The 24,793-nt window shown below is 72.0% G+C and carries 18 protein-coding genes; 4 read left to right on the forward strand and 14 right to left on the reverse strand.

Features of this window, described 5'->3' with window-relative positions; genetic code table 11:
- Positions 1-18: 18 nt before the first annotated feature.
- From BJ965_RS06480 to BJ965_RS06495, 4 genes are all read right to left on the reverse strand, one after another.
- Positions 19-528 carry an O-acetyl-ADP-ribose deacetylase gene (locus BJ965_RS06480; protein ID WP_184907787.1) on the reverse strand — a complete coding sequence of 170 codons (510 nt, stop codon included), beginning with the start codon at positions 526-528 and terminating at the stop codon, positions 19-21.
- Positions 525-1,934 carry a phytoene desaturase family protein gene (locus BJ965_RS06485; protein ID WP_184907788.1) on the reverse strand — a complete coding sequence of 470 codons (1,410 nt, stop codon included), beginning with the start codon at positions 1,932-1,934 and terminating at the stop codon, positions 525-527. The genes BJ965_RS06480 and BJ965_RS06485 overlap by 4 nt, the downstream gene beginning before the upstream one ends.
- A gap of 181 nt (positions 1,935-2,115) precedes the next feature.
- Positions 2,116-2,961, reverse strand: coding sequence for an inositol monophosphatase family protein (locus BJ965_RS06490; protein WP_184907789.1), 846 nt, complete (start codon positions 2,959-2,961; stop codon positions 2,116-2,118).
- Between the two features lie 102 nt (positions 2,962-3,063).
- Positions 3,064-4,890, reverse strand: coding sequence for a gamma-glutamyltransferase family protein (locus BJ965_RS06495; RefSeq protein WP_184907790.1), 1,827 nt, complete (start codon positions 4,888-4,890; stop codon positions 3,064-3,066).
- Between the two features lie 325 nt (positions 4,891-5,215).
- Here BJ965_RS06495 and BJ965_RS06500 point away from each other — a divergent pair, with 325 nt between their 5' ends.
- The gene (locus tag BJ965_RS06500; RefSeq protein ID WP_246545846.1) at positions 5,216-6,595 is read left to right on the forward strand and encodes a M1 family metallopeptidase; all 1,380 of its coding nucleotides are present in this window, start codon (positions 5,216-5,218) and stop codon (positions 6,593-6,595) included.
- Between the two features lie 270 nt (positions 6,596-6,865).
- The gene (locus BJ965_RS06505; RefSeq protein WP_184907792.1) at positions 6,866-7,534 is read left to right on the forward strand and encodes a hypothetical protein; all 669 of its coding nucleotides are present in this window, start codon (positions 6,866-6,868) and stop codon (positions 7,532-7,534) included.
- Positions 7,535-7,558: 24 nt separating this feature from the next.
- On the opposite strand, the gene BJ965_RS06510 is transcribed toward BJ965_RS06505, so the two are convergent.
- The 9 genes from BJ965_RS06510 to BJ965_RS06555 form a co-directional block, all read right to left on the reverse strand.
- A complete protein-coding gene (locus BJ965_RS06510) occupies positions 7,559-9,079 on the reverse strand; it encodes an NCS1 family nucleobase:cation symporter-1 (RefSeq protein ID WP_184907793.1) in 1,521 nt (506 codons plus the stop codon).
- A gap of 147 nt (positions 9,080-9,226) precedes the next feature.
- Positions 9,227-10,249 carry a TIGR03842 family LLM class F420-dependent oxidoreductase gene (locus tag BJ965_RS06515; RefSeq protein WP_184907794.1) on the reverse strand — a complete coding sequence of 341 codons (1,023 nt, stop codon included), beginning with the start codon at positions 10,247-10,249 and terminating at the stop codon, positions 9,227-9,229.
- Positions 10,250-10,260: 11 nt separating this feature from the next.
- Positions 10,261-11,661: a dihydropyrimidinase gene (hydA, locus tag BJ965_RS06520; RefSeq protein WP_184907795.1), complete on the reverse strand. Its 1,401-nt coding sequence runs from the start codon at positions 11,659-11,661 to the stop codon at positions 10,261-10,263.
- 64 nt (positions 11,662-11,725) lie between these two features.
- Complete coding sequence (locus tag BJ965_RS06525; RefSeq protein ID WP_184907796.1) at positions 11,726-12,568, reverse strand: nitrilase-related carbon-nitrogen hydrolase; 843 nt, start codon at positions 12,566-12,568, stop codon at positions 11,726-11,728.
- 155 nt (positions 12,569-12,723) lie between these two features.
- Positions 12,724-14,289: a PucR family transcriptional regulator gene (locus tag BJ965_RS06530; RefSeq protein ID WP_184907797.1), complete on the reverse strand. Its 1,566-nt coding sequence runs from the start codon at positions 14,287-14,289 to the stop codon at positions 12,724-12,726.
- A gap of 28 nt (positions 14,290-14,317) precedes the next feature.
- The gene (locus BJ965_RS06535; protein WP_184907798.1) at positions 14,318-15,604 is read right to left on the reverse strand and encodes an aspartate aminotransferase family protein; all 1,287 of its coding nucleotides are present in this window, start codon (positions 15,602-15,604) and stop codon (positions 14,318-14,320) included.
- The gene (locus BJ965_RS06540; protein WP_030843991.1) at positions 15,601-16,443 is read right to left on the reverse strand and encodes a nitrilase-related carbon-nitrogen hydrolase; all 843 of its coding nucleotides are present in this window, start codon (positions 16,441-16,443) and stop codon (positions 15,601-15,603) included. Before BJ965_RS06540 ends, BJ965_RS06535 begins: the two co-directional genes overlap by 4 nt.
- A gap of 169 nt (positions 16,444-16,612) precedes the next feature.
- Positions 16,613-19,018, reverse strand: coding sequence for a hypothetical protein (locus BJ965_RS39155; RefSeq protein ID WP_246545847.1), 2,406 nt, complete (start codon positions 19,016-19,018; stop codon positions 16,613-16,615).
- 98 nt (positions 19,019-19,116) lie between these two features.
- A complete protein-coding gene (locus tag BJ965_RS06555) occupies positions 19,117-19,368 on the reverse strand; it encodes a helix-turn-helix domain-containing protein (protein WP_184907799.1) in 252 nt (83 codons plus the stop codon).
- 32 nt (positions 19,369-19,400) lie between these two features.
- Between BJ965_RS06555 and map the strand changes: the two genes are divergently transcribed.
- Together map and BJ965_RS06565 are read left to right on the forward strand one after the other, a co-directional pair.
- Entirely contained in the window at positions 19,401-20,168 is a 768-nt protein-coding gene (gene map, locus BJ965_RS06560) for a type I methionyl aminopeptidase (protein WP_184907800.1), read from the forward strand.
- Between the two features lie 179 nt (positions 20,169-20,347).
- Positions 20,348-22,882 carry an ATP-dependent Clp protease ATP-binding subunit gene (locus BJ965_RS06565; protein WP_184907801.1) on the forward strand — a complete coding sequence of 845 codons (2,535 nt, stop codon included), beginning with the start codon at positions 20,348-20,350 and terminating at the stop codon, positions 22,880-22,882.
- Positions 22,883-22,930: 48 nt separating this feature from the next.
- Here the strand turns inward: BJ965_RS06565 and ggt are convergent, their stop codons facing one another.
- A complete protein-coding gene (gene ggt, locus BJ965_RS06570) occupies positions 22,931-24,736 on the reverse strand; it encodes a gamma-glutamyltransferase (protein WP_184907802.1) in 1,806 nt (601 codons plus the stop codon).
- Positions 24,737-24,793 lie beyond the last annotated feature (57 nt).

A 24,793-nucleotide genomic window follows, 5' to 3' on the forward strand; every position in this document is an offset into this window, starting at 1 on the left:
GCCCTGCCGTGCCGTGACTCAGCGCAGCTGCGCCGCGAACGCCTCGTAGGCCCGTTCGTCGAAGAGGACGAATCTGACCTCCTCGACCGTCGTGTCCGCCGCCCGTACCGTCTCGACGGCGATGCGGGCACCGTCGTCCATCGGCCATCCGTAGACGCCGGTGGAGATCGCGGGGAACGCGACCGTGCGGGCGCCGAGCTCGCCGGCGACGCGGAGCGACTCGCGGTAGCAGGACGCGAGGAGGCCGGAGCGGTCCTCGGTCGCGCTGTACACCGGGCCGACGGTGTGGACGACCCAGCGGGCGTCCAGGTCGCCCGCGGTGGTGGCGACGGCCCGGCCCGTGGGCAGGCCCTTGCCGAGGTGCGCGCCGCGGAGCCGGCGGCAGTCCTCAAGGATCGCGGGTCCGCCGCGGCGGTGGATCGCCCCGTCGACCCCTCCCCCGCCCAGCAGTGAGGAGTTGGCCGCGTTGACGATCGCGTCGACGCTCTCGCGGGTGATGTCGCCCCGGACCAGTTCGATGGCGGTCATGTCTGCCTCAGCCGCTTCCAGACGGCCTTCGCCGCGTTGTGCCCCGACATGCCGTGCACTCCGGGGCCCGGCGGGGTCGCCGACGAGCAGATGAAGACGGCCGGGTGCGGGGTGTTGTAGGGGAACAGGGTGGCCCTGGGGCGCAGCAGCAGCTGGAGGCCGGAGGCGGCGCCGGAGGCGATGTCCCCGCCGACGTAGTTGGCGTTGCGGGCGGCGAGTTCGGGCGGGCCCGCCGTGGCCCGGGCCAGGACGCGGTCGCGGAACCCCGGGGCGAAACGCTCCAGTTGGCGCTCGATGGTGTCGGTGAGGTCGCCGGTCCAGCCGTGCGGGACGTGCCCGTAGGCCCAGAAGACGTGCTTGCCCGCCGGGGCCCGGGTGGGGTCGACGACGCTCGGCTGGACCGTGATCAGGAACGGTTTGTCGGGGGCCCGGCCCTCCCGGGAGACCGCGCGCAGGGCCGCGCCGATCTCCGCGCTGCTCGCGCCGACCTGCACCGTGCCGGCGGCGCGGGCCTCCTTGGCGGTCCAGGGCACGGGGCCGTCCAGCGCGTAGTCGACCTTGAAGACGCCCGGCCCGTAGCGGTAGCCGTCGTAGTGGTTGCCGAAGCCGGCGATGCGGGCCAGGGCGGTGGGCGAGGTGTCGAAGACGTACGCCCGGGCCGGCGGCAGATCGTCGAGGCGCTTGACCTCGTAGTCGGTGTGGACGCTGCCGCCGAGGTCCCGCAGGTAGCCGGCGAGGGCGTCGGAGAGGGCCTGGGAGCCGCCGCGGGCGACGGGCCAGCCCCGGGCGTGCGCCGCGAGGGCGAAGACCAGGCCGATCGCGCCGGTGGCGAACCCGCCGAGCGGGGCCATGACATGGGCGACGAGCCCGGAGAACAGGGCCTTGGCCGGTGCGTCGCGGAAGCGGCGCATCAACAGCGTCGACGGGGGCAGCCCGGCCAGGCCGAAGCGGGCGAGGGTCACCGGGTCGCGTGGCAGCGCGGTCATCGGCAGGGACATGAAGTCCCGGGCGAGGGTGTCCCACTTGGGCAGGAACGGCTCGATGAGCCTGCGGTAGGCGCCGGCGTCACGCGGGCCGAAGGAGGCGGCCGTCTCGCCGACCGTCCGGGCCAGGACGGCCGCCGTGCCGTCCGGGAAGGGATGCGCCATGGGCAGCTCGGCGTGCAGCCACTCCAGGCCGTACCGCTCGAGCGGCAGGGCGCGGAACGCCGGGGAGTTGATCGCGAGCGGGTGAGCCGCGGAGCACGGGTCGTGCCGGAAGCCGGGGAGGGTGAGCTCCTCGGTGCGGGCACCACCGCCCACGGTGCTCCGGGCCTCGAAGACGGCCACGGAGAAACCTCTGCGGGCCAGCTCCACGGCCGCGGTCAGTCCGTTCGGCCCCGCACCCACTACGACGGCATCGAGCATCGACGGCACCTTCGGACCCCTTCGTCAGCCGACGGCCACTGGGGATCAGGATATGCCCGGAGACTGACAGTCACCGGCCGCCCGGGATATCCGCTGCGGAAGGCCGCTCTCCAGCAGCCGGAACCCGGTTGCGTGCACACTGAGTCATCAAGTGTGTGCTTCACGCAACAGTCGCGCCCTGTCATGCCCCGCCCGACAGCAGGCCCACCACCCGGCGGGCCGTGGCCGCGTCTCGGGCGGCGGTGAAGGGAAGGGCATTGCCGCCCGCGATGTGGAACGGCTCCCCCGCGAGTGTCAGGTGGGCGCCGCCGGCCTCCTCGACCAGGAGCAGACCGGCCGCGTGGTCCCAGGCTGCCTCCCAGGAGAATGCGACGGCGTCCGACTCGCCCCGGGCGACGGCGAGGTACTCCAGACCGGCCGAGCCGCACGGGCGCGATGCCACCCCGTCGGCGCGCAGGCCGAGCAGGGCGTGCTTCTCCTCGTCCGTCGTGTAGTCGGGGTGGGAGGTGGCCACGCGCAGGTCCCGGCCGGGCTCCGGCACTCCCGCGAACAGCCGCTCCCCGTCGAGGTGGGCGCCCCTGCCCCGCTGGGCGGTGGCGAGCCGGTCCCGGGCGGGCGCGTACGTCCAGGACGCGAGCAGGGTGCCGCGGTGGGCCAGCGCGACCAGGGTGCAGAACCCTGCCTCGCCGCGCACGAACTGGCGCGTCCCGTCGACCGGGTCGACGATCCAGACCGGGGCGTCGCCGCCTATCGCCCCGTACGACGCGGGGTTGGCGTGCACCGCCTCCTCGCCGACCACGACCGAACCGGGCAGCAGGGTGGCCAGGGCCTCGGTCAGGTACAGCTCGGCCTTGCGGTCGGCGTCGGTCACCAGGTCGTGCGGGCCGCTCTTCTGGTCGACCTCGTGCGCCGCCAGCCGGCGCCAGCGGGGCATGATCTCGGTGGCGGCGGCCTTGCGGATCGCCTCTTCGACGTCGGAGGCGCGCTCTGCGAGAAACTCTTCGATGGTTTCGTTGGTGTCGATCACTCCTCCATGACAACACGTGCCACTGACAACGCCCGCCCGCCGGGTGCACTGCGGGTGGCATGGCGATGAACAGCGGCGCGGGGGATCACCGGCCCACCGCGTTCACCTGCCCACCGCGTACCCCTGCATCCCGCGCGGGTTCGCCGCCGCCGACAGCACGCCGGTCTCCGGGTCCCGGGCGACCGCGCACAGCCGGCCCTCCGACCAGGGGCCGCCCACGGTGACGTCGTGGCCGCGGCGCCGCAGTTCCCCGACGACGGCCGGGTCGGTGCGGGACTCCACGGTCACGCTGCCCGGGCGCATGCCACGCGGGTAGAAGGACCCGGGGAAGCTGTCGTTGTGCCAGTTCGGGGCGTCGATCGCGCCCTGGAGGTCGAGGCCGCCGCGCACGGGGGCGCGCAGGGCGACCGCGAGGAAGAAGTGCAGCTGCCACTGGTCCTGCTGGTCCCCGCCCGGGGTGCCGAACGCCATGACGGGCCTGCCGTCGCGCAGGGCGATCGAGGGCGTCAGGGTGGTGCGGGGGCGGCGGCCGGGGGTCAGTGAGTTGGGCAGGCCCTCCTCCAGCCAGGTCATCTGGAGCCGGGTGCCGAGCGGGAAGCCGAGTTCGGGCACGACCGGGTTGGACTGGAGCCAGCCGCCGCTGGGCGTGGCCGAGACCATGTTGCCCCAGCGGTCGACGACGTCGAGGTGGCAGGTGTCGCCGCGGGTGGTGCCGTCGGCCAGGATCTCCGGTTCGCCCGGCACGGGGGACGCCGGGCTCTTGGCGACGGTCGGCTCACCGACGCCCAGGGCGTCGTAACCCTCCTGGGCTGCGGCCGCCACGCGCGCGTGCGCGCACAGCCTCGGGGTGCGGCCGCCGGGGCTGCCGGGGCGCAGGTCGTGCTCGGCCCGCTCGCCGACGAGGGCGCGGCGGGCCGTGTTGTAGGCGTCGGACAGCAGGTCGCCCAAGGGGACGTGCGCGGCGTCGCCGTACCAGGCCTCTCGGTCGGCCATGGCGAGCTTGCAGTTCTCGACCAGGAGGTGGACGTAGTCGGCCGAGCCGTAGCGGGGCAGTTCGGGCGGGAGCAGGGCGAGTTGCTGGAGGAGGACCGGGCCCTGGCTCCAGGGGCCGGGTTTGCACACGGTCCAGCCGTTCCAGTCGTATGTCGCCGGTGTCTCGTAGGTGGCGGACCAGGTGGCGAGGTCGGCGGCCGTGAGGGTGCCGGTGTGGCGTTCTCCGCTGGTGTCCCTGGTGGGCCGCCCGGCCTGGCGGACGAGGGCGTCGGCGATGAACCCGGTGCGCCAGACCTCCCGGGCGGCCTCGATCCGCGCCTCCCTGCCGCCCGCGCCGGCGGTCTCGGCGAGCAGGCGCTTCCAGGTGGCGGCGAGTGCGGGGTTGGCGAAGAGTTCGCCGGGGCGCGGCGCCTTGCCGCCGGGCAGGTAGACGTCCGCCGACGAGGTCCACTCCGTCTCGAACAGCTCGCGCACGGTCTCGACGGTCTCGCCGACGCGCTCCACGGGCGCGTGTCCGTGCTCGGCGTAGCCGATGGCGTACCGCAGGACGTCGTCGAGGGAGCGGGTGCCGTGGTCGCGCAGGAGCAGCATCCAGGCGTCGAACGCGCCCGGTACGGCGGCGGCGAGCGGCCCGGTGCCGGGGACGAGGTCCAGGCCGAGGCCCCGGTAGTGCGTGACGGTCGCGCCGGCCGGGGCGACGCCCTGCCCACAGAGCACCCGCACCTCGCCGCCGGCCGGGGCGAGCAGGATCGGCACCTCGCCGGCCGGGCCGTTGAGGTGCGGCTCGACGACGTGCAGCACGAAGGCGCCCGCCACGGCCGCGTCGTAGGCGTTGCCGCCGCTCTCCAGGACGGCCATCGCCGACTGCGAGGCGAGCCAGTGGGTGGAGGAGACCATGCCGAAGGTGCCCTGGAGGGTCGGGCGGGTAGTGAACATAGAGCCTCTCACCTCGCTGTTTACGCATACCGGCCCGGACGGTGGGCACTGAGGACGGGTGCTGGGGAGAATCTGGGGAGTTTGCGCCAGGGACCTCCTCCTCCCGCTCCCCCAGAAGGCTATCGATCGCCCTGGGATGGACGGAAGAGAAGCTTTTACCAACGATGAGGCAACCAGGAGGCAATGCGGGGTCTCTGAAGTCTCGCGTCCCGCGACCGATTGGAGACACGAGATGAGCCCTCATCCAGCGAACGACCGTCGGCTTCGGCCAACGGCCTCGGTCCGTCTGTCTGGATGGGTTCCGGCTGCAGCGCTCCTCCTGGCCATGACGACCTCCTGCATCAGCTCCGCGTCGGGGGACAGCGCCGCCGCGTCCTTCAAGCCCGGCACGGCCGGGGTGGGGGACCGGCTGTTTCCCGCACTCGGCAATGGCGGCTACGACGTGGCGCATTACGGACTGACCCTGGATTACGCGCCCGAGACCAACCGTCTGAAGGGCACGGCTGTCATCACAGCCCGCGCCACCCGGAACCTGAGCCGCTTCAACCTGGACCTGGCCGGGCTGCATGTACGCCTGGCCACGGTGCAGGGCGCTGAGGCTCGGTATGCGCGTGAGAAGGACGAGCTGCTGGTGACACCGGCGAAGCCGGTCAAGGACGGCGATGTCTTCAAGACGGTCGTCACCTACGACGGCACCCCCCGCACGATCGAGAATGACGACGGAAGCCTGGAAGGCTGGATCGAGACCGACGACGGCTCGACCGCCCTCGGTCAGCCTGCCGGTTCCATGACCTGGTTCCCGGGCAACCACCACCCCTCGGACAAAGCCACGTACGACATCACGGTCACCGTGCCCAAAGACGAGGACGGCGACCCCTACGACGTGGTCAGCAACGGGGAATTGACCAGGGAAGAGGACAAGGGCGAGACAGTGACCCGGCACTGGCGCACCAAGGAGCCCATGGCCACCTACCTCGCCACCATCTCCGTGGGGTACTTCGAGGTCGACAAGGGCTGGACCGACGACGACCTGCCCGTCTACATCGCCACCGACCCCGACGAGTCCGAAAACGCCGCAAACGTCAAAGATCTGGTGCCCGAGATCCTCGGCTGGGCGAGCGGACGCTTCGGCCCCTACCCCTTCTCGTCCACCGGCGCCATCGTCGACCATGTCCCCGATCTCGGCTACGCCCTGGAAACGCAGACGAAGCCCTACTTCGAGGAGGCGCCGGACGAGACGCTGCTCGTGCACGAACTGGCGCACCAGTGGTTCGGTAACTCCATCACCCCGCGCGTGTGGAAGGACATCTGGCTCAACGAGGGCATGGCCACCTACGCGGAGTGGCTCTGGGAGGAGAAGCAGGGCGGCAGGAACGCCGATGAGATCTTCGAGGACTTCTACGGCGGCACGGATTCCGAGAGCGAGGGCATCTGGGCCTTTCCTCCGGCCGATCCCCCCAGCGCGGCGCGTGTCTCCGACCCGCCCGTCTATGGACGCGGCGCCATGGTCGTGCACAAGGTGCGTAAGGCCGTCGGCGACGAGACCTTCTTCGACATTCTCCGTACCTGGACCCGACAGCACCGGCACGGCAACGCCGACACCCCACAGTTCATCGACCTGTGTGAGGGCAAATCCGGGAAGAACCTGACGAAGCTCTTCGACGTCTGGCTCTTCGACAAGAAGAAGCCGTCCCGGATGCAATGAGAGCGGCCGGATGGGAGAAGGGCTAGATCGCAGGTGAGGGGGCACTTCTCGGCAGGAACCACCCCAGCCCCCCGGCTACACACGCACCTGCACCAAACCACCCACCGGCCGCTCAACTGGCCGAATCCGGGCGCTGAACGGCGGGTCCCCGTCACCGCGCGGCCACGGAGCGAGTTCGCACTTCCGCACCACAGACACTCGTGTGACACTGTCGTTCCGTCCGCCGTGCGGACCCGCTCCGCACCTTCCGTCCCCCACGAGAAGGGCGCCGTGCGTTCCCTACCTCTGCCCCTCGCCCTGACCGCCCGGCTGTCCCCGGTGGTGGTGCTCGCCGCGGCGGGCTGGGCACTGTCGTCCGGTCCGTTCGCCGCGCCGCAGGCCGCCGAGCACAAGCCGGCCGAGGAGAAGACCGAGACCCGGTCCGCGTCCGCCCCGTCGACGTCGACGGCGCCGAAGGCGTACTCGGCCGCGCCCGCCCCGTGCGAGAGCGTCGCCGAGAAGACGATCGAGTCGCTGGTGCCGGGCGCCAAGACGGCCGGCAAGGAGATCCCCTCCACGGACACGGAGCTGCGCCGCACCTGCTCCTGGAACGCGCTCAAGGGGTACGACTACCGCTGGCTCGACGTCTCCTACGAGGTCATGGAGTCGGACGACGCCGCGCAGAAGTCGTACGAGGCGCACCTCGGCAAGAAGAGCGGCGGCGGGGCCGTCCCCGGTCTGGGGGACAGCGCGTACTCCGTCGTCAACCTCACCACCGAGGACAAGCAGCAGACCCGCGAGGGCGTCGTCATCGCCCGCGCCTCCAACGCGCTGGTGACGATCACCTACAACGGCAGTGACTTCGAGTCGAAGAAGGCGCCCAGTACGGACACGATCAACAAGGGCGCCATCAAGGCCGCGAAGGAAGCGGTGGCCGCGCTGGAGAGCGACAAGGGCTGAGCGCCCTCCAGCGCGCCGCCTTTCTCAGACGGTGCTCCGGCGCCGCGTGGCCATCAGCGCCAGGTACAGCACCATCGACGTGCCCAGGCCCACCGCCCAGCCGTAGTCGGCCAGATCGGCCAGCGCCGGGACGGGACGGCCGTCGATCAGCGGCTTGAAGCTCGCGCCGCCGACGGCGAGGATGCCGCCGACCGCGAAGGCGACGACGGCCCGCCAGTTCCAGCCGCCCTCGTACCAGTAGCGGCCGCCCGGGCGGTACAGGTCGGCGAGGTCGAGCCGGGCGCGGCGCAGGATCCAGTAGTCGGCGATGAGGATGCCCGCGACGGTGCCGAGCAGCCCGCCGACCAGGCCGAGCCAGGTGAAGATGTAGCCCTGCGGGTCGGAGTACAGCTTCCACGGGAAGATCAGCACACCGAGGACGCAGGTGGCGAGGGCGCCGGCCCGGAAACTGATCCTGCGGGGAGCGATGTTGGAGAAGTCGAACGCCGGCGAGACCAGGTTGGCCGCGACGTTGACGGAGAGGGTCGCCACCAGGACGGTGACCAGCGCGAAGAGCAGGCCCACCGTGCTGTCGGTCTTGGCGGCGAGCTGTACCGGGTCCCAGATGGCCTCGCCGTAGACGGCCTGGGAGCCCGAGGTGACCATCACCGACAGGAACGCGAAGAGGGTCATGGTGGTCGGCAGGCCGAGCGCCTGGCCCCGGGTCTGCGCCTTCTGGCTCTTGCCGTAGCGGGTGAAGTCGGGGATGTTCAGCGACAGCGTGGACCAGAAACCGATCATGCCCATGAGGGCGGGGGCGAACAGCTTCCAGAAGTCCGCGCCCCAGCCGAGCTTGGAGGGCTGGTCGAACAGCGGGCCGAAGCCGCCCGCCTTGTCGCTCATCCACCACAGCATCACGAACGCGCCGACGAGCACGAAGGGCGCCGCCCAGTTCTCGAAGCGGCGGATGGTCTCCATGCCCCGGTAGATGATGACGACCTGCAGCGCCCAGAAGATCGCGAACGACAGCCACATGGTCCAGGCATAGCCGCCGACCTTCGCCGCGTCCGTCCAGCCGGTGCCGATGAGCTTGCCGGCCAGGAAGTAGATGGCCTCGCCGCCGATCCAGGTCTGGATGCCGAACCAGCCGCACGCCACCAACGCCCGTACGACGGCGGGCAGGTTGGCGCCGCGGATACCGAAGGAGGCCCGGGCGAAGACCGGGAAGGGTATGCCGTACTTGGGTCCGGCGTGCCCGGTGAGCAGCATCGGTATCAGCACGATGACGTTGGCCAGGGCGATGGTGAGCACCGCCTGCTTCCAGTCCATGCCGACGGCGATGAGCCCGGAGGCCAGGGTCCAGGAGGCCGTGTTGTGGGCCATGCCGACCCACAGCGCGGAGAAGTTGTACGTGGTCCAGGTGCGCTTCTCGACGGGGACCGGGAGCAGGTCCTCGTTGGCGTAGGGGCCGGTGGGTGCGGGTGCGCCCGGGGCGATCTCCACCCGGCCGTCGGCGAGGGTGACTTGGGTGGGCGGCGGTGGGGCCGTGGGAGCGGTATCGGTCATGGGCCGGGCCAATCAGGGGAGGTGGGACGGGAAAGGCCGTGCGGTGACGCCGATGGGGGGTGCGCTCCGGGTGCGGCGGGGAGCGTCCTGGGCCCCCTTCCCGAGCCGCTGGGAAGGGGGAGTTCACAGGGGGTGGGGCGGCGGAGGTCAGCCGTTGACGGCCGGGATCACCCGGGATCCGTAGGCCTCGATCACGGCCTCCTGCGCGTCGTGCATGTCGTAGACGGCGAACTGGTCCACGCCGAGCGCGCGCAGCGCGTCCAGCTTCTCGATGTGCTTCTCGACCGGGCCGATCAGGCAGAACCGCTCGACGATCTCGTCGGGCACGAACTGGGTGTCCGGGTTGCCGGTGCGGCCGTGGTGGGAGTAGTCGTAGCCCTGGCGGGCCTTGATGTACTCGGTGAGTTCGTCGGGGACGGCGGCCGAGTGCTCCCCGTACTTGGAGACCAGGTCGGCCACGTGGTTGCCGACCATGCCGCCGAACCAGCGGCACTGTTCCCGCGCGTGGGCGAGCGCCTCGGGCGAGTCGTCCTCGGTGACGTACGCCGGTGCGGCCACACAGATGGTGACCTCGGCGGGGTCCCGGCCGGCGGCGACGGCCGCGTCCTTCACGGCCTTGACCATGTACTCGGTGAGGTAGAGGTCGGCCAGCTGGAGGATGAACCCGTCCGCCTCCTCACCGGCCATCTTCAGCGCCTTGGGGCCGTACGCGGCCATCCACACGGGCAGTTCGGCGCCCTCGCCGATCCACGGGAAGCGGACGACGGTGCCGCCGCCGAGGTCGGCCTCCCGTCCGCTGCCGAGGTCCCTGATGACCTTCATGGCCTCGCTGATCCGGGCCAGGGTGTTGGGCTTGCGGCCGGCCACGCGCATCGCGGAGTCGCCGCGGCCGATGCCGCAGACCGTGCGGTTGCCGAACATGTCGTTGAGGGTGGCGAAGGTGGAGGCGGTGACCTCCCAGGTGCGGGTGCCCGGGTTGGTCACCATCGGGCCGACCTTCAGGGTCGTGGTGTTGGCGAGGATCTGGCTGTAGATCACGAACGGTTCCTGCCACAGCACGGCGGAGTCGAAGGTCCAGCCGTAGGTGAAGCCGTTGCGTTCCGCCCGCTTCATCAGGCTGATCACCCGCGAGGCCGGCGGGTCGGCCTGCAGCACGAGTCCGAAGTCCATCTGCGCCACTCCTAGTTGAGGTACTGACAGGTGGATCGCGGGGTGAACACGCCGTGCCCGGCGCGGCCGGTGTACTCCCGCTCGGTGATGACGGGCTCGCCGCGCGAGAGGACCGTCTCCACCCGGCCGGTGGTGCGTTTGCCCTCGTACGCCGAGTAGTCGACGTTCATGTGGTGCGTCTCGGCGGACATGACCTGCTCGGCGTGCGGGTCGTAGATGACGACGTCGGCGTCGGCGCCCGGGGCGATGGTGCCCTTCTTCGGGTAGAGACCGAACATCCGGGCCGGGGTCGCGCAGGCGATCTCGATCCAGCGGCGGCGCGAGATGTGCCCGTCGACGACCGCCTGGTGGAGGAGGTCCATACGGTTCTCCACGCCCGGCAGCCCGTTGGGGATCTTGGAGAAGTCGCCGCGGCCCAGGTCCTTCTGACCGGTGAAGCAGAAGGGGCAGTGGTCGGTGGAGACGACCTGGAGGTCGTTCGTCCGCAGCCCCCGCCACAGCGCGGCCTGGTGCTCCTTCGGCCTCAGCGGGGTGCTGCACACGTACTTCGCGCCCTCGAAGCCGGGCTCGGCGAGGTTGTCGGTGGACAGGAACAGGTACTGCGGGCACGTCTCGCCGAAGACGTTCAGTCCCTCGTCGCGGGCCCGGGCCAGCTCGGCGACCGCCTCCGTCGCCGAGACGTGCACGACGTACAGGGGCGCACCGGCCACCTGCGCGAGTTTGATCGCCCGGTGGGTTGCCTCCGCCTCCAGCAGGGCCTTGCGGACCTCGCCGTGGTAGCGCGGGTCGGTCTCGCCCCGGGCGAGCGCCTGCTCGACCAGGACGTCGATCGCGATGCCGTTCTCGGCGTGCATCATGATCAGGCCGCCGTTGTCGGCGGAGCGCTGCATGGCGCGCAGGATCTGGCCGTCGTCGCTGTAGAAGACGCCCGGGTAGGCCATGAACTGCTTGAAGGAGGTGATGCCCTCCTCGACCAGGTGGTCCATCTCCTTGAGGGTGTGCTCGTTGACGTCGGAGACGATCATGTGGAAGCCGTAGTCGATCGCGCAGTTGCCGTCGGCCTTGGCGTGCCAGGTGTCGAGGCCCTCGCGCAGGGTGTGGCCGACGCTCTGCACGGCGAAGTCGATGATCGTCGTCGTGCCGCCCCAGGCTGCGGCCCGGGTGCCGGTCTCGAAGGTGTCGGAGGCGAAGGTGCCGCCGAAGGGCAGTTCCATGTGGGTGTGGGCGTCGACGCCGCCGGGGATGACGTACTTTCCGGTGGCGTCGATGGTCCGGTCCGCGGTGAAGGATTCGGCGGCGGCGGTGCCGGAGGCTGCGAGGGCGGCGATTCGGCCGTCCTCGATCAGGACGTCGGCGTGGATCTCGTCGGACGCGGTGACTACTAGGCCGCCGCGAATGACTGTACGGCTCATCGGTCGCTCCTCACGGTGTGCGCGTGACGGTTGTTCGTGGCTGGTCGCGCAGTTCCTCGCGCCCCTAAGGCGCCGTCAGCGGACCGTAGGCTCCCGGCGCGCGGTCCCGGTAGAACTGCCAGCGGTCGCGGACCTCGCGGAGTTTGGCCATGTCCAGGTCCCTCACCACCAGTTCGGGCTCCTTGTCGCTCGCCACCTCGCCGACGAACTGGGCCTCGGGGTCCACGAAGTACGAGGTGCCGTAGAAGTCGTTGTCGCCGTACTCCTCGACGCCGACCCTGTTGATCGCGCCGACGAAGTACTCGTTGGCGACGGCCGCCGCCGGCTGTTCCAGCTGCCAGAGGTAGCCGGACAGGCCGCGCGAGGTGGCCGACGGGTTGAAGACGATCTCGGCACCCGCGAGGCCCAGGGCGCGCCAGCCCTCCGGGAAGTGGCGGTCGTAGCAGATGTAGACGCCGACACGGCCGACCTTCGTGTCGAAGACGGGCCAGCCGCTGTTGCCCGGGCGGAAGTAGAACTTCTCCCAGAAGCCCTTGACCTGGGGGATGTGGGTCTTGCGGTACTTGCCGAGGTAGGAGCCGTCCGCGTCGATCACGGCGGCGGTGTTGTAGAGGACGCCGGGCTGCTCCTCCTCGTACATCGGCAGCACCAGGACGATGCCCAGTTCTTTCGCGAGGGCCTGGAAGCGGCGCACGACGGGGCCCTCGGGGATCTGCTCGGCGTACTCGTAGAAGGCCGGGTCCTGGACCTGGCAGAAGTACGGTCCGTAGAACAGCTCCTGGAAGCACAGGACTTGGGCGCCCTGGGCGGCCGCGTCGCGGGCCGCCTGTTCGTGGACCTGGATCATCGACTCCTTGTCGCCCGTCCAGGCGGTCTGGAAGACGGCGGCGCGGATCACTCGGCTCATCGGGACCTCCGGTCGCTCGGTGTGCCGTGAGCCTAGGGAGGGCGGAAGGCGTCTTTGAGTTGCAGCGTGTCACGTCCGAGGGCGTGCGGCGTGCCACCGTGTCACTCTTTCGTGGACCCATGTTTCACCGCCGTTTTCCCAGGTGGTCGCGTGTTTCACTGCTGTTGCGCGTCGTGTGCGAGGAGTGCGATGTGCACCGAGGCGGCCTGCTCGAAGTCGTCGAGGTCCACCCCGAGGCGCACCTGTATGGACTCCAGGCGGCGGTAGAGGGCCGGCCGGGAGACGTGGTGGAGCTGGGCCGTGCGGGACTTGTTGCGGCCGGTGGCGAGGTAGGTGCGCAGGACCGACAACAGGTCCTCGTCGGTCTCGCGCAGCAGCCCGTCCAGCTCCCGCTCCGCGAACGACTGAACATGCGGATCGTCGCGCAGCAGCCGGATCAGGCCCCGCAGGTGGACGTCCTTCAGACGTACGACCGGCGGGAGTTCGAGGACGGTGGAGGAGTCGGCGACGGCGTCCGCGACGTGCTGGGCCTCGCGCAGTCCGGTGGGTACGTCGTCCCAGGCGGCGCGGGGTTCGGCCGCCGCCACGACCGTGTGGTCCGGGCCGGTCTCGGTGCGCAGCCGGGTCGCGAAGTGCGCGGCGAGGGCGCCCGCGTCCTGGTCCCGGGGCAGGCTGAGCAGCACGGCGGTGGCACCGTCCGCGAGTTCGGCGACCAGCCCGGGCAGGCCCAGCAGACGCAGGAGCCGTTCGAGCCGGGCGGGGTCGCCGTCGCGGACGACCAGCGGCACGAAGGTGCGCCGGTTGACCGGCAGCCCGGCCGCGCGCGCCCGGGGCAGCAGTTGCCGTGCCGGCACGACACCGCTGACCAGGTCCGTCAGCAGGCTCTGTGCGGACTGCTCCTCCCAGGAGCACGCGGCGCCGCCGCCGAGCATGCGGTGCAGGACGAGGGCCTCGGCGGCGCGGTCGGCCAGCAGCCGTCCGGTGGCGGTGTCGCCCCGGTAGCCACACAGCACGATCCGGCCCCACCGCTCGCCGCGCCCGCCCAGTTCGGCGCGGATCCAGCCGTCGCCCTCGGTGCCGCCGGCCTGCCGGGCGATGCGCTCCCAGTCGCGCAGCACGTCGTCGACCGCGGGACGCTCCCCGGCCGTGCCGAGGACGCGGTGGGCGAGGTTGGTGACGACGACCGGGCAGGCGCTGTGCCGGGCGACCTCGTCGAGCAGGCGTTGCAGGGGGGCGCCGGCGGTGATGAGCGCGGTGAGTTCGGTGCGGACGGCCTCGGAGAGGCTGACGGCGGCGAACTTGCGCCGCACGAGCCGCGACTGGACCTCCTCGGTCAGTTCGGCGAAGGGGAACGGCCGGTGCAGGACGACCATCGGCAGTCCGCACCGTTCGGCCGCCCGGCGCATCACGTCCGGCGCCGCGGGGAAGGCGCGGCCGAGTCCGAGGACGACGGCGGCGGCCTCGGCACGGTGCAGCGACCGGACGTACTCGGCCTGTTTGTCCTCGTCGCCGGCGAGCAGCACACCGGTGGTGAGGACCATCTCGCCGCCGGTGAGCATCACTCCGACGTCGGCGGCCTCGGCGACGTGCACCCAGCGCACCGGCCGGTCGAGGTGGCTCGCGCCGGCCACCACCTCGGGCTCCCCGGCGAGCACCCGCTCCAGCGTGAGGACCTGCCGCACCGAGAGCGCGGGCTCCAGGGAATCCAGGGTGATGGTCATGGCGCCGTATCCCTTGCTCAGTGCACTGCTACCGGATGCTCCTCAGAGCGTTCTCGAGGATCGCGGCGCCCTCCTCGGCCTCCGCGACGTTGAGGGACAGCGGCGGGGCGACACGCAGCGAACTGGTGTTGTGCCCGCCGCCCTTGCCGATCAGCAGGCCGCCCTCGCGGGCCGCCTCCTGGACGGCCGCGGCGGTGAGCGGATCGGCCTCGTCGGTCCCCGGTTTCGTGATCTCGATGCCGATCATCAGCCCGCGTCCGCGTACCTCCCGTACGGCCGGGACCTGCGCGGCGACGGCCCGCAGCCGCTCGATGAGCAGGCCGCCGACGCGCCGGGCGTTGCCCTGGAGATCGTGCTCCAGCAGGTAGGTGAGGTTGGCGAGGCCCGCCGCCATGGTGATCTGGGTGCCGCCGAAGGTGGAGATACTGTTGGAGTCCAGGCAGTTCATGATCTCGGAGCGGGCGACGACCCCGCCGATGGACATGCCGTTGCCGATGCCCTTGGCGAAGGTCATGATGTCGGGCGGCCCGTTGCGCCCGTGGGCCTGCCAGCCCCAGAAGTGCTCGCCGGTGCGGCCCCAGCCGGTCTGCACCTCGTCGGCGATCCACAGGATGCCGCGCTCGTGCAGCACCTCTCGGAAGGCGGCGTACAGCCCGTCCGGCGGGGCCGTGAAGCCGCCGACGCCCTGGACGGGTTCGGCGATCAGCGCGGCCGGTGCGCGGGTGTGACCGAGCAGGTCCTTGAGGTCCTCGACGCAGGCCGCGATGTAGGCGTCGTCGCTGAGGGAGGCGAACGGGCCGCGGGTGCGCACGCCGCCGTGCACGTACAGCGTCTGGAGCGGGGAGAGCGAGGTCGGGGACCAGCCGCTGTTGCCGGTGATGCCGACGGCGCTGAAGGAGCGGCCGTGGTAGCTGTTGCGCATCGCGAGGATCGTGTTGCTGCGCCGGTACGCCGTGGCCAGCAGCAGGGCGGTGTCGTTGGCCTCGGTGCCGGACGTGGTGAAGAAGACCCGGGCGTCCGGGATGCCGCTCAACTGCGCGATGCGCTCGGCGAGTTCCACCATCGGGCGGTTGAGGTACAGGGTCGAGGAGTGGATGATCCGCCCGGCCTGCTCGGTCACCGCCTTGGTCACCTCGGGCAGCGCGTGCGCCGTCATGGTGGTGAGGATGCCGCCGAAGAAGTCGAGGTAGCGGTTGCCCTGGGCGTCCCAGACGTGGCGGCCCTCGCCGTGGGTGATCTCGAGGGGCTCCTCGTAGTAGAGGGCGAGCCAGTCGGGGAGCACGGCCCGGTGGCGGCCCAGGAGGTCGTTGGTCACGGCTGCACCAGTCCTTCGTAGGCGTCGGGGCGGCGGTCGCGGTAGAAGGCCCACGTCTGCCGTACCTCTTCGATGAGGTCGAGGTCGATGTCCCGGATCACGAGCTCCTCCTCGCTGTCGCTGGCGACGTCTCCCACGAACTGCCCGCGCGGGTCGACGAAGTAGCTCGTGCCGTAGAAGTCGTTGTCGCCGTACTCCTCCTGCCCGACCCGGTTGATCGCGGCGATGTAGTACCCGTTGGCGACGGCGGCCGCGGGCTGCTCCAGGCGCCACAGGTGGGACGACAGGCTCCGGTGGGTCGCCGAGGGGTTGTAGACCAGCTGGGCCCCGGCCAGGCCGAGCTGCCGCCAGCCCTCCGGGAAGTGGCGGTCGTAGCAGATGTACACGCCGACTTTGCCGGCCGCCGTGTCGAAGACGGGCCAGCCGAGGTTCCCGGGCTTGAAGTAGAACTTCTCACGGAAGCCCTTGAGCTGGGGGATGTGGTGCTTGCGGTACTTGCCGAGGTAGGTGCCGTCGGCGTCGATCACGGCCGCGGTGTTGTAGTAGAAGCCGGGCTGCTCCGCCTCGAACACCGGCGCGACGATCACCATGCCGGTCTCGCGGGCGAGCGCCCGCATCCGCCGCACGGTCGGCCCGTCGGGGACGGGCTCGGCCCAGCGGTAGTGCTCCGGCTCCTCGACCTGACAGAAGTAGGGGCTGTTGAAGACCTCCTGGAAACCGATGATCTTCGCGCCCCGGCGGGCCGCCTCGCGGGCGTGCTCCTCGTGTTTCGCCACCATGGACTCGGTGTCGCCGGTCCAGGTGGCCTGGACCAGGGCGGCACGTACGACGTTGGCCATGAGCTGCTCCTTCGACGCGAGTCTGCGCCTCTACGCCCGTAGAAGCGGGCCGTAGAGCCACGAACGTAAGCCTCTGGCACGGGGTTGCCAAGACCATCGTCGCCAACCCGCGGGGCATTGCGCGATTCACACTCCTGTGGGTGAGCCACCCGGGGCGCGACCTCGCCGGTCAGGCGGCGAATCCGGCGACCCGCAGGGCGTGCACGAGATCCCATCGGCGCTCGACCGACACGCCCTGGGCGGCCTCCAGCAGGAGCGGTACGAGGCGCTGCGGATCGGGCTCGGCACTGCGGGCGGCCTCCTCTGGGGTGCGGGCCCTGACGTACGCGTCGAGCAGGACGCGCACCTCGCGGTGGCGCCTCTCGGCGGTCAGGCCGAGTACGGCCTCTCCGACCTCTCCAGGGGGCCGTGCGACCCCCTGCCGCAGCATCTGGCGCCCGTCCCCCGCCCGCCCGGCCGCGACCAGCGCGTCGGCGGCGGCGACCAGCCGCCCGGCGGGCAGCGAGGCGGCCTCCCACAGCAGGGTCTGCCAGTCGGCCTCCAGCCCGGCGATGCGCAGCCGCTCCGCGAGCAGCGGAAACCGGCCGGGCTCCCACGACGCGACCTCGGCCAGCAGGGCGTGGGCCTCCCCGCTGCGCCCCTCGCCGCGCAGCCGGGCCAGCAGGTCGACGGTCCGCTCGACCTCGGCCAGGTCCGCGGCCCCGACCGCGCCGCCCTCCCGCGCCGGACGCTCCACCACGGCCTCCTCCGCGGCCCCGGCGAAGCGCGCACCGCGGGGAGTGCGGCCGGTGGCCGCGGGGGCTGGTGCGGGCAGGGTCGGTACGACAGCGGGCGGTACGACGACGGGTGCGGCCTCCTCTTCGGCCATCCCGGCGAAACGGGCACTGCCGCGGCGCCGTTTACGCGCTTTGGGGGCGGGGGGTTCAGGGGGTGGGGCGCTCGGCGCACCGGGCGTGCCGTCCGCGACGACTTCCCCGGGCATGCCCCGGCCGACCGGGCGCTGCGGGGTGTGCTGCCCGCCCCCGGCCCTGGCCGGGCCGGAGAACGCACCGGGTGTCGCCCCGGGGCCGGACAGGCCGACCCGATCCTGCTGCGCCTGCCACCCCGCCCCGGAACCGGCCGAGTCGCGAAAGGCGTCGGGCGCCGCCCCACCACCGGCCTCCCCCGAGCCGGACCGGCTCGCCGAATGCCCCTGCGCCTGCCACCCCACCTCACCCCCGGCCGGGTCGGCGGTTGTCGCCGCGGCAGCAGCCTCCCCGGGGCCGGACCGGCCGGCCCGCTGCCGTTCCGCCTGCCACCCCACCTCACCCCCGGCCGAGTCGCGGAACGCCTCGGACACCGCCCCACCACCGGCCTCCCCCGAACCGGACCGGCTCGTCGAATGCCCCTGCACCTGCCACCCCACCTCACCCCCGGCCGAGTCGCGGAACGCCTCGGGCGCCGCCCCACCACCGGCCTCCCCCGAACCGGACCGGCTCGCCGAATGCCCCTGCGCCTGCCACCCCACCTCACCCCCGGCCGGGTCGGCGGGTGTCGCCGCGGCAGCAGCCTCCCCGGGGCCGGACCGGCCGGCCCGCTGCCGTTCCGCCTGCCAACCCACCTCACCCCCGGCCGAGTCGGCGGACCTCTCGGGGGTCGTCCCGCCACCCGCCTCCCCCGAACCGGACCGGCCGGCCCGCTGCCGTTCCGCCGGCCAACCCGCCCCGGAACCGGCTGGGTCGGGGAACGCGTCGGGCGCTGCCCCGGCGGCGGGTTCTCCGAAAGCGGGTCGGCGCATCGGGGGCTGCCGGGCGGCCCACGCGGCGTCCAGGTCGGCGGTGCCGGGCTGGCCGGAGGAGCCGGTCGGCGCCTGGTCGGGTTCGGCGCCCGCAACGGCCTGGCCGGAAACGCCCTGGGTGGCCGGACGCTGTCGGCCGGCCGACCCGTGCCCCGGGTCGGCAGCCCCGTACCGGTCCGCCGACGCTGAGGCCGAGCCCGTGCCGCCGGGCTGCGGCGCCGCGGCCGCCGATCCCGCCCCGGCGCCGCGCGGTCCGTCACCGTCGCGCCACGCCGCCGGCACCCCCTGTTCGCGCCGGTCCAGGTGAGCCATCCGGGCCCGGAGCTCGGCGCACCGGGCCCGGGCGCGTTCGTGGTCGTCGCGTGCCCAGGCCAGGTCCAGGCGCAGGGCGTCGGCCTGTTCGCGGGTCGTGGCCGAGGTCAGGTGACGGGCGAGGGCGGCCTGGCGTTCGGCGGCGTACTTCTGTTCGCGGAGCATGACGCCGAGGCGATCGCCGAGGGCGTCGCGGCCCCCGGGCCGGGTGTCGTACACCGCGAGCGCGGCGGCGTGCATCGCGCGGGCGCGCTCCGACTCCGGGCCGGCTCCGCCCGGACCGTACTGCCCGGCGAGGTCCCGCAGCAGCGCCTCGACCACGTCCCAGGGCGGCACCTCGCGCCCGTCGAGACAGGCCCGCATGCCCTCCGGGTCGCGCTGCCAGAACACCGCGCACCAGCCGCCGGACGGATCGAGGCGTGCCAGCAGACCATCCAGGTAGGTCGCGAACTCCCCGACTTCAGCCGGGAGTTGATCCGCCGCCATCGCTCAACTCCCGTGAGGCCGGAGCATTCCGCCCCGTAGGCAACACCAGTCGTGTTACGGACGTGCTACAGGGAGTTTTCACGCGCGGCGCGGGTGCCTCAGAGGGGCACCAGCACGCACTGCCCGGCCAGGTCGTCCATGGACAGCTCGAGGACTCCGGCCAGCGCGGCCACCGTGAAGAAGGCCGGGGTCGGGGCCCGACCCGTCTCGATCTTCCGGAGGGTCTCCGCGGAGATGCCCGCGCTCGCCGCGATCTCCGTCATGCTCCGGCCACCACGCGCCTCGCGCAGCAACCGGCCGAGCCGCTCGCCGCGTTCGCGCTCTTCAGGGGTGAGAGGGGTGCGCACCATGCCCCCATTCTAATACCGGTATAGTAATTGGCATGGTGGAGCTGAAGACGGACACTTCTATCGACGCGATGTACGAGGCGGGCCAGGTCGTCGCCCGGGCCCTGACGGCCGCACACAAGGCCGCCGACGTGGGCGTCTCCCTGCTGGAGCTGGACGAGGTGGCGCACGGCGTGCTGCGCGAGGCGGGCGCGACCTCCCCCTTCCTGGGGTACCGCCCGTCCTTCGCACCGACCCCCTTCCCCGCCGTCCTGTGCGTCTCGGTCAACGACGCGATCGTGCACGGCATCCCGGACCGCTACCGCCTGCGCGACGGCGACCTGGTCTCGATCGACTTCGGCGCCGAACTGGGCGGCTGGGTCGGCGACTCGGCGCTCAGCTTCGTCGTGGGCACCCCGCGCGCGGCGGACCTCCGCCTGATCGAGACCGCCGAGCGGGCCCTCGCGGCCGGCATCGAGGCCGCTGCCGTGGGCAACCGCATCGGCGACATCGCCCACGCGATCGGCACGATCTGCCGCGGCGCCGGTTACGGCATCCCGGACGGCTTCGGCGGCCACGGCATCGGCCGCCGCATGCACGAGGACCCCGGCGTGCCGAACGAGGGCCGCCCGGGCCGCGGCATGCGACTCCGGCACGGCATGGTGCTGGCGATCGAACCCATGGTCGTCGCGGGCGGCGGGGATGACTACCACGCGGCCCCCGACGGCTGGACCCTGAAGACGAACGACGGCTCGCGCGCGGCCCACGCGGAGCACACGGTGGCGATCACGGACTCGGGGCCGAGGATCCTGACCGCACGCTGACATCGGCCGGAATTGCCCGGATGCATCCCAAAGGTGCCCCTCGTCGGCGATCGTGCGAAGGTGTTCTACGAGCGCGCCCCAGGTGTAACCGGCTGCCACCCGGGTTACCCGACCCCGGCACGTCGACCAGCGAGGGCGTCCCCCGCCCGCGCGCCGGGGACGCCGGGAACGGAAGGCCCATGAGCAGCGGCTTCACCAGCCCGGAGGGCTACGGCTCGGATCCCTTCGGAGAATTCCTCGCACGGTTCTTCGGCGGACCGCGTCCCGGTCCCCGGCAGATCGATCTCGGGCGGCTGCTGAGTCAGCCGGCCCGGGAACTCGTCCGCGGCGCGGCCCAGTACGCCGCCGAGCACGGCAGCCGGGACCTCGACACCCAGCATCTGCTGCGGGCCGCGCTCGCCACCGAGCCCACCCGTACCCTGCTGAGCAAGGCCGGTGCGAACCCCGACTCGCTGGCGACGCAGATCGACGACCGGTCCGGGCCCGCCCAGCACACCCCGGACGACGCCCCGCCGCCGACCGCACTCTCCCTCACCCCGGCCGCCAAGCGGGCCCTGCTGGACGCGCACGACATGGCCCGGGCCCGCGGCTACGGCTACATCGGCCCGGAGCACGTGCTGAGCGCCCTGGCGTCGAATCCCGACTCCGCCGCCGGGCACATCCTCAACGCGGCCCGCTTCGCCCCCTCCGAACCGCCCGAGGCGCCGGAGGTCCCCCAGTCCGAGCGCCCGCGCCCGACCAACACACCGACGCTCGACAAGTACGGCCGTGACCTCACCGAGCTGGCCCGGCAGGGCCGGATCGACCCGGTGATCGGCCGGGACCAGGAGATCGAGCAGACCGTCGAGGTCCTGTCCCGGCGCGGCAAGAACAACCCGGTGCTGATCGGTGACGCGGGGGTCGGCAAGACGGCCATCGTGGAGGGGCTCGCGCAGCGCATCTCCGAGGCGGACGTGCCCGATGTGCTGATCGGGCGCCGCGTGGTCGCCCTGGACCTCACGGGCGTGGTCGCGGGCACCCGCTACCGGGGTGACTTCGAGGAGCGGATGAACAACATCGTGAGCGAGATCCGCGCCCACTCCGACCAGCTGATCATCTTCATCGACGAGCTGCACACGGTCGTGGGCGCCGGTTCCGGCGGTGGCGACGGCAGCTCGATGGACGCCGGCAACATCCTCAAGCCCGCCCTCGCCCGGGGCGAGCTGCACATCGTGGGCGCCACCACGCTGGAGGAATACCGCCGGATCGAGAAGGACGCGGCGCTGGCCCGCCGCTTCCAGCCGATCATGGTGCCGGAGCCGACCGCCGCCGACGCGATCGAGATCCTGCGCGGACTCCAGGACCGCTACGAGGCCCACCACCAGGTCCGCTACACCGACGAGGCCCTGGTCGCCGCCGTGGAGCTCTCCGACCGCTACCTCACCGACCGCCGCCTGCCCGACAAGGCGATCGACCTCATCGACCAGGCCGGTGCCCGGGTGCGGCTGCGGGCCCGGACCAAGGGCACGGACGTACGGGCCCTGGAGCGGGAGCTGGAGCAGCTCACCCGGGACAAGGACCAGGCCGTCGCGGACGAGCAGTACGAACAGGCCACCCAGCTGCGCGACCGCATCATGGAGCTGAAGCAGCGGATCACCGCGGCCGGCGGCGACAGCGAGGTCGACGAGGGCCAGGACCTGGTGGTCGGGGCCGAGTCGATCGCCGAGGTCGTGTCCCGACAGACCGGCATCCCGGTCGCCAGCCTCACCCAGGAGGAGAAGGACCGTCTGCTGGGGCTGGAGGAGCACCTGCACCAGCGGGTGATCGGCCAGGACGAGGCCGTGCGGGTCGTCTCCGACGCGGTGCTGCGCTCACGCGCGGGGCTCGCGGCCCCCGACCGCCCGATCGGCAGCTTCCTGTTCCTCGGCCCGACGGGCGTCGGCAAGACCGAACTGGCCCGGGCGCTCGCCGAGGCCCTCTTCGGCAGCGAGGACCGCATGGTCCGGCTCGACATGAGCGAGTACCAGGAGCGCCACACCGTCAGCCGGCTGGTCGGCGCCCCGCCCGGCTACGTCGGCCACGAGGAGGCGGGCCAGCTCACCGAGGTCGTGCGCCGTCACCCGTACTCGCTGCTCCTGCTGGACGAGGTGGAGAAGGCCCACCCGGACGTCTTCAACATCCTGCTCCAGGTCCTCGACGACGGCCGGCTGACCGACTCCCAGGGCCGCACGGTCGACTTCAGCAACACCGTCATCGTGATGACGAGCAACCTCGGCTCCGAGGCGATCACCCGCCGGGGCGCCCAGACGGGCTTCGCCGCGGGCGGCGCCGACGCGGACGAGGAGGCCCGCCGCGAGCAGATCCTGCGCCCGCTGCGGGAGCACTTCCGCCCGGAGTTCCTCAACCGCATCGACGAGATCGTCGTCTTCCGCCAGCTCACGACGGAGCAGCTGCGCCGGATCACCAACCTCCTGCTGGACCGCACCCGGTCCCTGGTGCAGGGCAAGGGCATCACGGTGACCTTCACCGACCGGGCGGTGGAGTGGCTGGCCGAGCGCGGCTACCAGCCGGAGTACGGGGCCCGCCCGCTCCGCCGCACGATCCAGCGCGAGGTGGACAACGAACTGTCACGGCTGCTGCTGGACGGCAGGGTCGACGAGGGCGGCCGGGTGACGGTGGACGTACAGGACGGCCACCTGGCCTTCGAAGCGCAGGGTTCGGCAACGCCCTCTTAGGGGCGCGGGGAACTGCGCGACCAGCCCCCACGCACCCGCACACGGCAATCAGCGCACGGGCCGCACCACCATTGCCGACCCACCACCACGCCGCACGGTCTCGGCGGCTGCCAGCCACTTTCCTCCGGGCAGCCGCTGAACCCCCGTCGCCGCCCCGATCTCCGGGTTGACCTTGAAGGAATGCCCGATCGCTTCGAGCTGCTTCCTCACATCACTGTCGTACAGCCCGGGCTCCACCTCGGTCTGCGCGGCGTTCCGCTGACTCGCCCGCGGCGCCGCGATCGCGTCGACCAGCGGCAGCCCCCGGTCGACGAACCCGGTGAGCGTCTGCAGAACGGTCGTGATGATCGTCGCGCCACCCGGCGACCCCAGCGCCACCACGGGCCGGTGGTGCCGGTCCAGCACGATCGTCGGCGAGATCGACGACCGCGGCCGCTTACCCGGCCCGGGCAGGTTCGGGTCGTGCACGGCAGGGTTCGCCGGGGCGAAGGAGAAGTCCGTCAGCTCGTTGTTGAGGATGAACCCTCGCCCGGGGACGGTGATCCCGCTGCCGCCGGTCTGCTCGATGGTGAGGGTGTAGGCGACGACGTTGCCCCACTTGTCGGCCACCGTCAGGTGTGTGGTGCTGTCGCCCTCGTACGTCGTCGGAGCCGCCTTGTCCCCCGAGCCGCAGCGCGCGGGGTTGCGTGGGTCCCCCGGCGCCACGGGACTCGTGAGTACCGCGTCGTCCTTGATGAGGCACTCGCGCGAGTCCGCGAACCGCTGCGACAGCAGCTCCTTCGTCGGCACGTCCTCGAACGCGGGGTCGCCCACCCAGCGCCCGCGGTCGGCGAAGGCGATCCGGCTCGCCTCGATGAAGCGGTGCAGGTACTTCGCCTTGCTCGCCTTGGACAGGTCGGTCCGCTCCAGGATGTTGAGCGCCTCACCGACCGTCGTTCCACCGGAGGAGGACGGCGCCATGGAGTAGACGCCGAGGCCGCGGTACGAGGTCCTGGTGGGCGCCTGGAGCTTGGTGCGGTAGGCGGCCAGGTCCTTCGCGGTCAGGTCGCCGGGGCGGGCGTTCCAGCCCGAGGCGGGATCGACCGGCGGCTTGTTGACGGTGTCGACGATGTCCCGGCCGAGCCGCCCGCGGTAGAGCGCGTCGACGCCCTTGTGTCCCAACTCCGCATACGTGCGGGCGAGATCGGGGTTCTTGAAGGTGGAGCCGACGACCGGGAGCCGTCCGCCCGGCAGGAACAGGTCGGCGGTGTCCGGGAAGTAGCGGAAGCGGGCCTCGTTGGACGCCGTCTGCGAGCGGAAGGTCTCGTCGACGGTGAACCCGTCGCGTGCCAGCCGCTCGGCCGGCTTCAGGACACTCGCGAGCCGCTTGCTGCCCCACTGGTCGAGTGCGGTCTGCCAGGTGGCGGGCGTGCCCGGCGTGCCGACGCTCAGGCCGCTGCTGACGGCGTCGGCGAAGGCGAGGGGCTTGCCGTTCTCGAGGAACAGGTTCTTGTCGGCGCTCAGCGGGGCGGTCTCTCGACCGTCGATGGTGCGGACCGTGCGGGACTCGGCGTCGTAGTAGACGAAGTAGCCGCCTCCGCCGATACCGGCGGAGTAGGGCTCGGTGACGCCGAGCGCGGCGGCCGTGGCGACGGCGGCGTCGACGGCGTTGCCGCCCTTCCTCAGGACCTCGATCCCGGCGGCGGAGGCGTCGGGATCGACGCTGGAGACGGCGCCCCCGTAGCCGACGGCCAGCGGGGATTTCTCACCGCCGGGGCTCTGCGCGGCGGGTGGCGGCGCCGCCGCTCCCACCGACACCACCACGGCGGCCGAAACCGCCAGGACCGTCAGATTCCGTGCCACAGGGCGACGCATCCGCACCTCCAGTCAAAGGCCGTCCGCGCAGCTTAATTCATCGCCATGGCCGCGTCA

The sequence above is a fragment of the Streptomyces luteogriseus genome (assembly GCF_014205055.1).
GTDB lineage: Bacteria > Actinomycetota > Actinomycetes > Streptomycetales > Streptomycetaceae > Streptomyces > Streptomyces luteogriseus.

Excerpts from the sequence above, each read along its gene's own strand:
- BJ965_RS06485 (WP_184907788.1), bottom strand. The coding sequence starts at position 1,934 with ATGCTCGATGCCGTCGTAGTGGGTGCGGGGCCGAACGGACTGACCGCG.
- map (WP_184907800.1), top strand. The coding sequence starts at position 19,401 with ATGGTGGAGCTGAAGACGGACACTTCTATCGACGCGATGTACGAGGCG.
- BJ965_RS06555 (WP_184907799.1), bottom strand. The coding sequence starts at position 19,368 with ATGGTGCGCACCCCTCTCACCCCTGAAGAGCGCGAACGCGGCGAGCGG.
- BJ965_RS06515 (WP_184907794.1), bottom strand. The coding sequence starts at position 10,249 with ATGGACTTCGGACTCGTGCTGCAGGCCGACCCGCCGGCCTCGCGGGTG.
- BJ965_RS06530 (WP_184907797.1), bottom strand. The coding sequence starts at position 14,289 with ATGACCATCACCCTGGATTCCCTGGAGCCCGCGCTCTCGGTGCGGCAG.
- BJ965_RS06480 (WP_184907787.1), bottom strand. The coding sequence starts at position 528 with ATGACCGCCATCGAACTGGTCCGGGGCGACATCACCCGCGAGAGCGTC.
- BJ965_RS06565 (WP_184907801.1), top strand. The coding sequence starts at position 20,348 with ATGAGCAGCGGCTTCACCAGCCCGGAGGGCTACGGCTCGGATCCCTTC.
- BJ965_RS06510 (WP_184907793.1), bottom strand. The coding sequence starts at position 9,079 with ATGACCGATACCGCTCCCACGGCCCCACCGCCGCCCACCCAAGTCACC.
- hydA (WP_184907795.1), bottom strand. The coding sequence starts at position 11,661 with ATGAGCCGTACAGTCATTCGCGGCGGCCTAGTAGTCACCGCGTCCGAC.
- BJ965_RS06495 (WP_184907790.1), bottom strand. The coding sequence starts at position 4,890 with ATGTTCACTACCCGCCCGACCCTCCAGGGCACCTTCGGCATGGTCTCC.
- BJ965_RS06500 (WP_246545846.1), top strand. The coding sequence starts at position 5,216 with ATGACGACCTCCTGCATCAGCTCCGCGTCGGGGGACAGCGCCGCCGCG.
- BJ965_RS39155 (WP_246545847.1), bottom strand. The coding sequence starts at position 19,018 with ATGGCGGCGGATCAACTCCCGGCTGAAGTCGGGGAGTTCGCGACCTAC.
- ggt (WP_184907802.1), bottom strand. The coding sequence starts at position 24,736 with ATGCGTCGCCCTGTGGCACGGAATCTGACGGTCCTGGCGGTTTCGGCC.
- BJ965_RS06540 (WP_030843991.1), bottom strand. The coding sequence starts at position 16,443 with ATGGCCAACGTCGTACGTGCCGCCCTGGTCCAGGCCACCTGGACCGGC.
- BJ965_RS06525 (WP_184907796.1), bottom strand. The coding sequence starts at position 12,568 with ATGAGCCGAGTGATCCGCGCCGCCGTCTTCCAGACCGCCTGGACGGGC.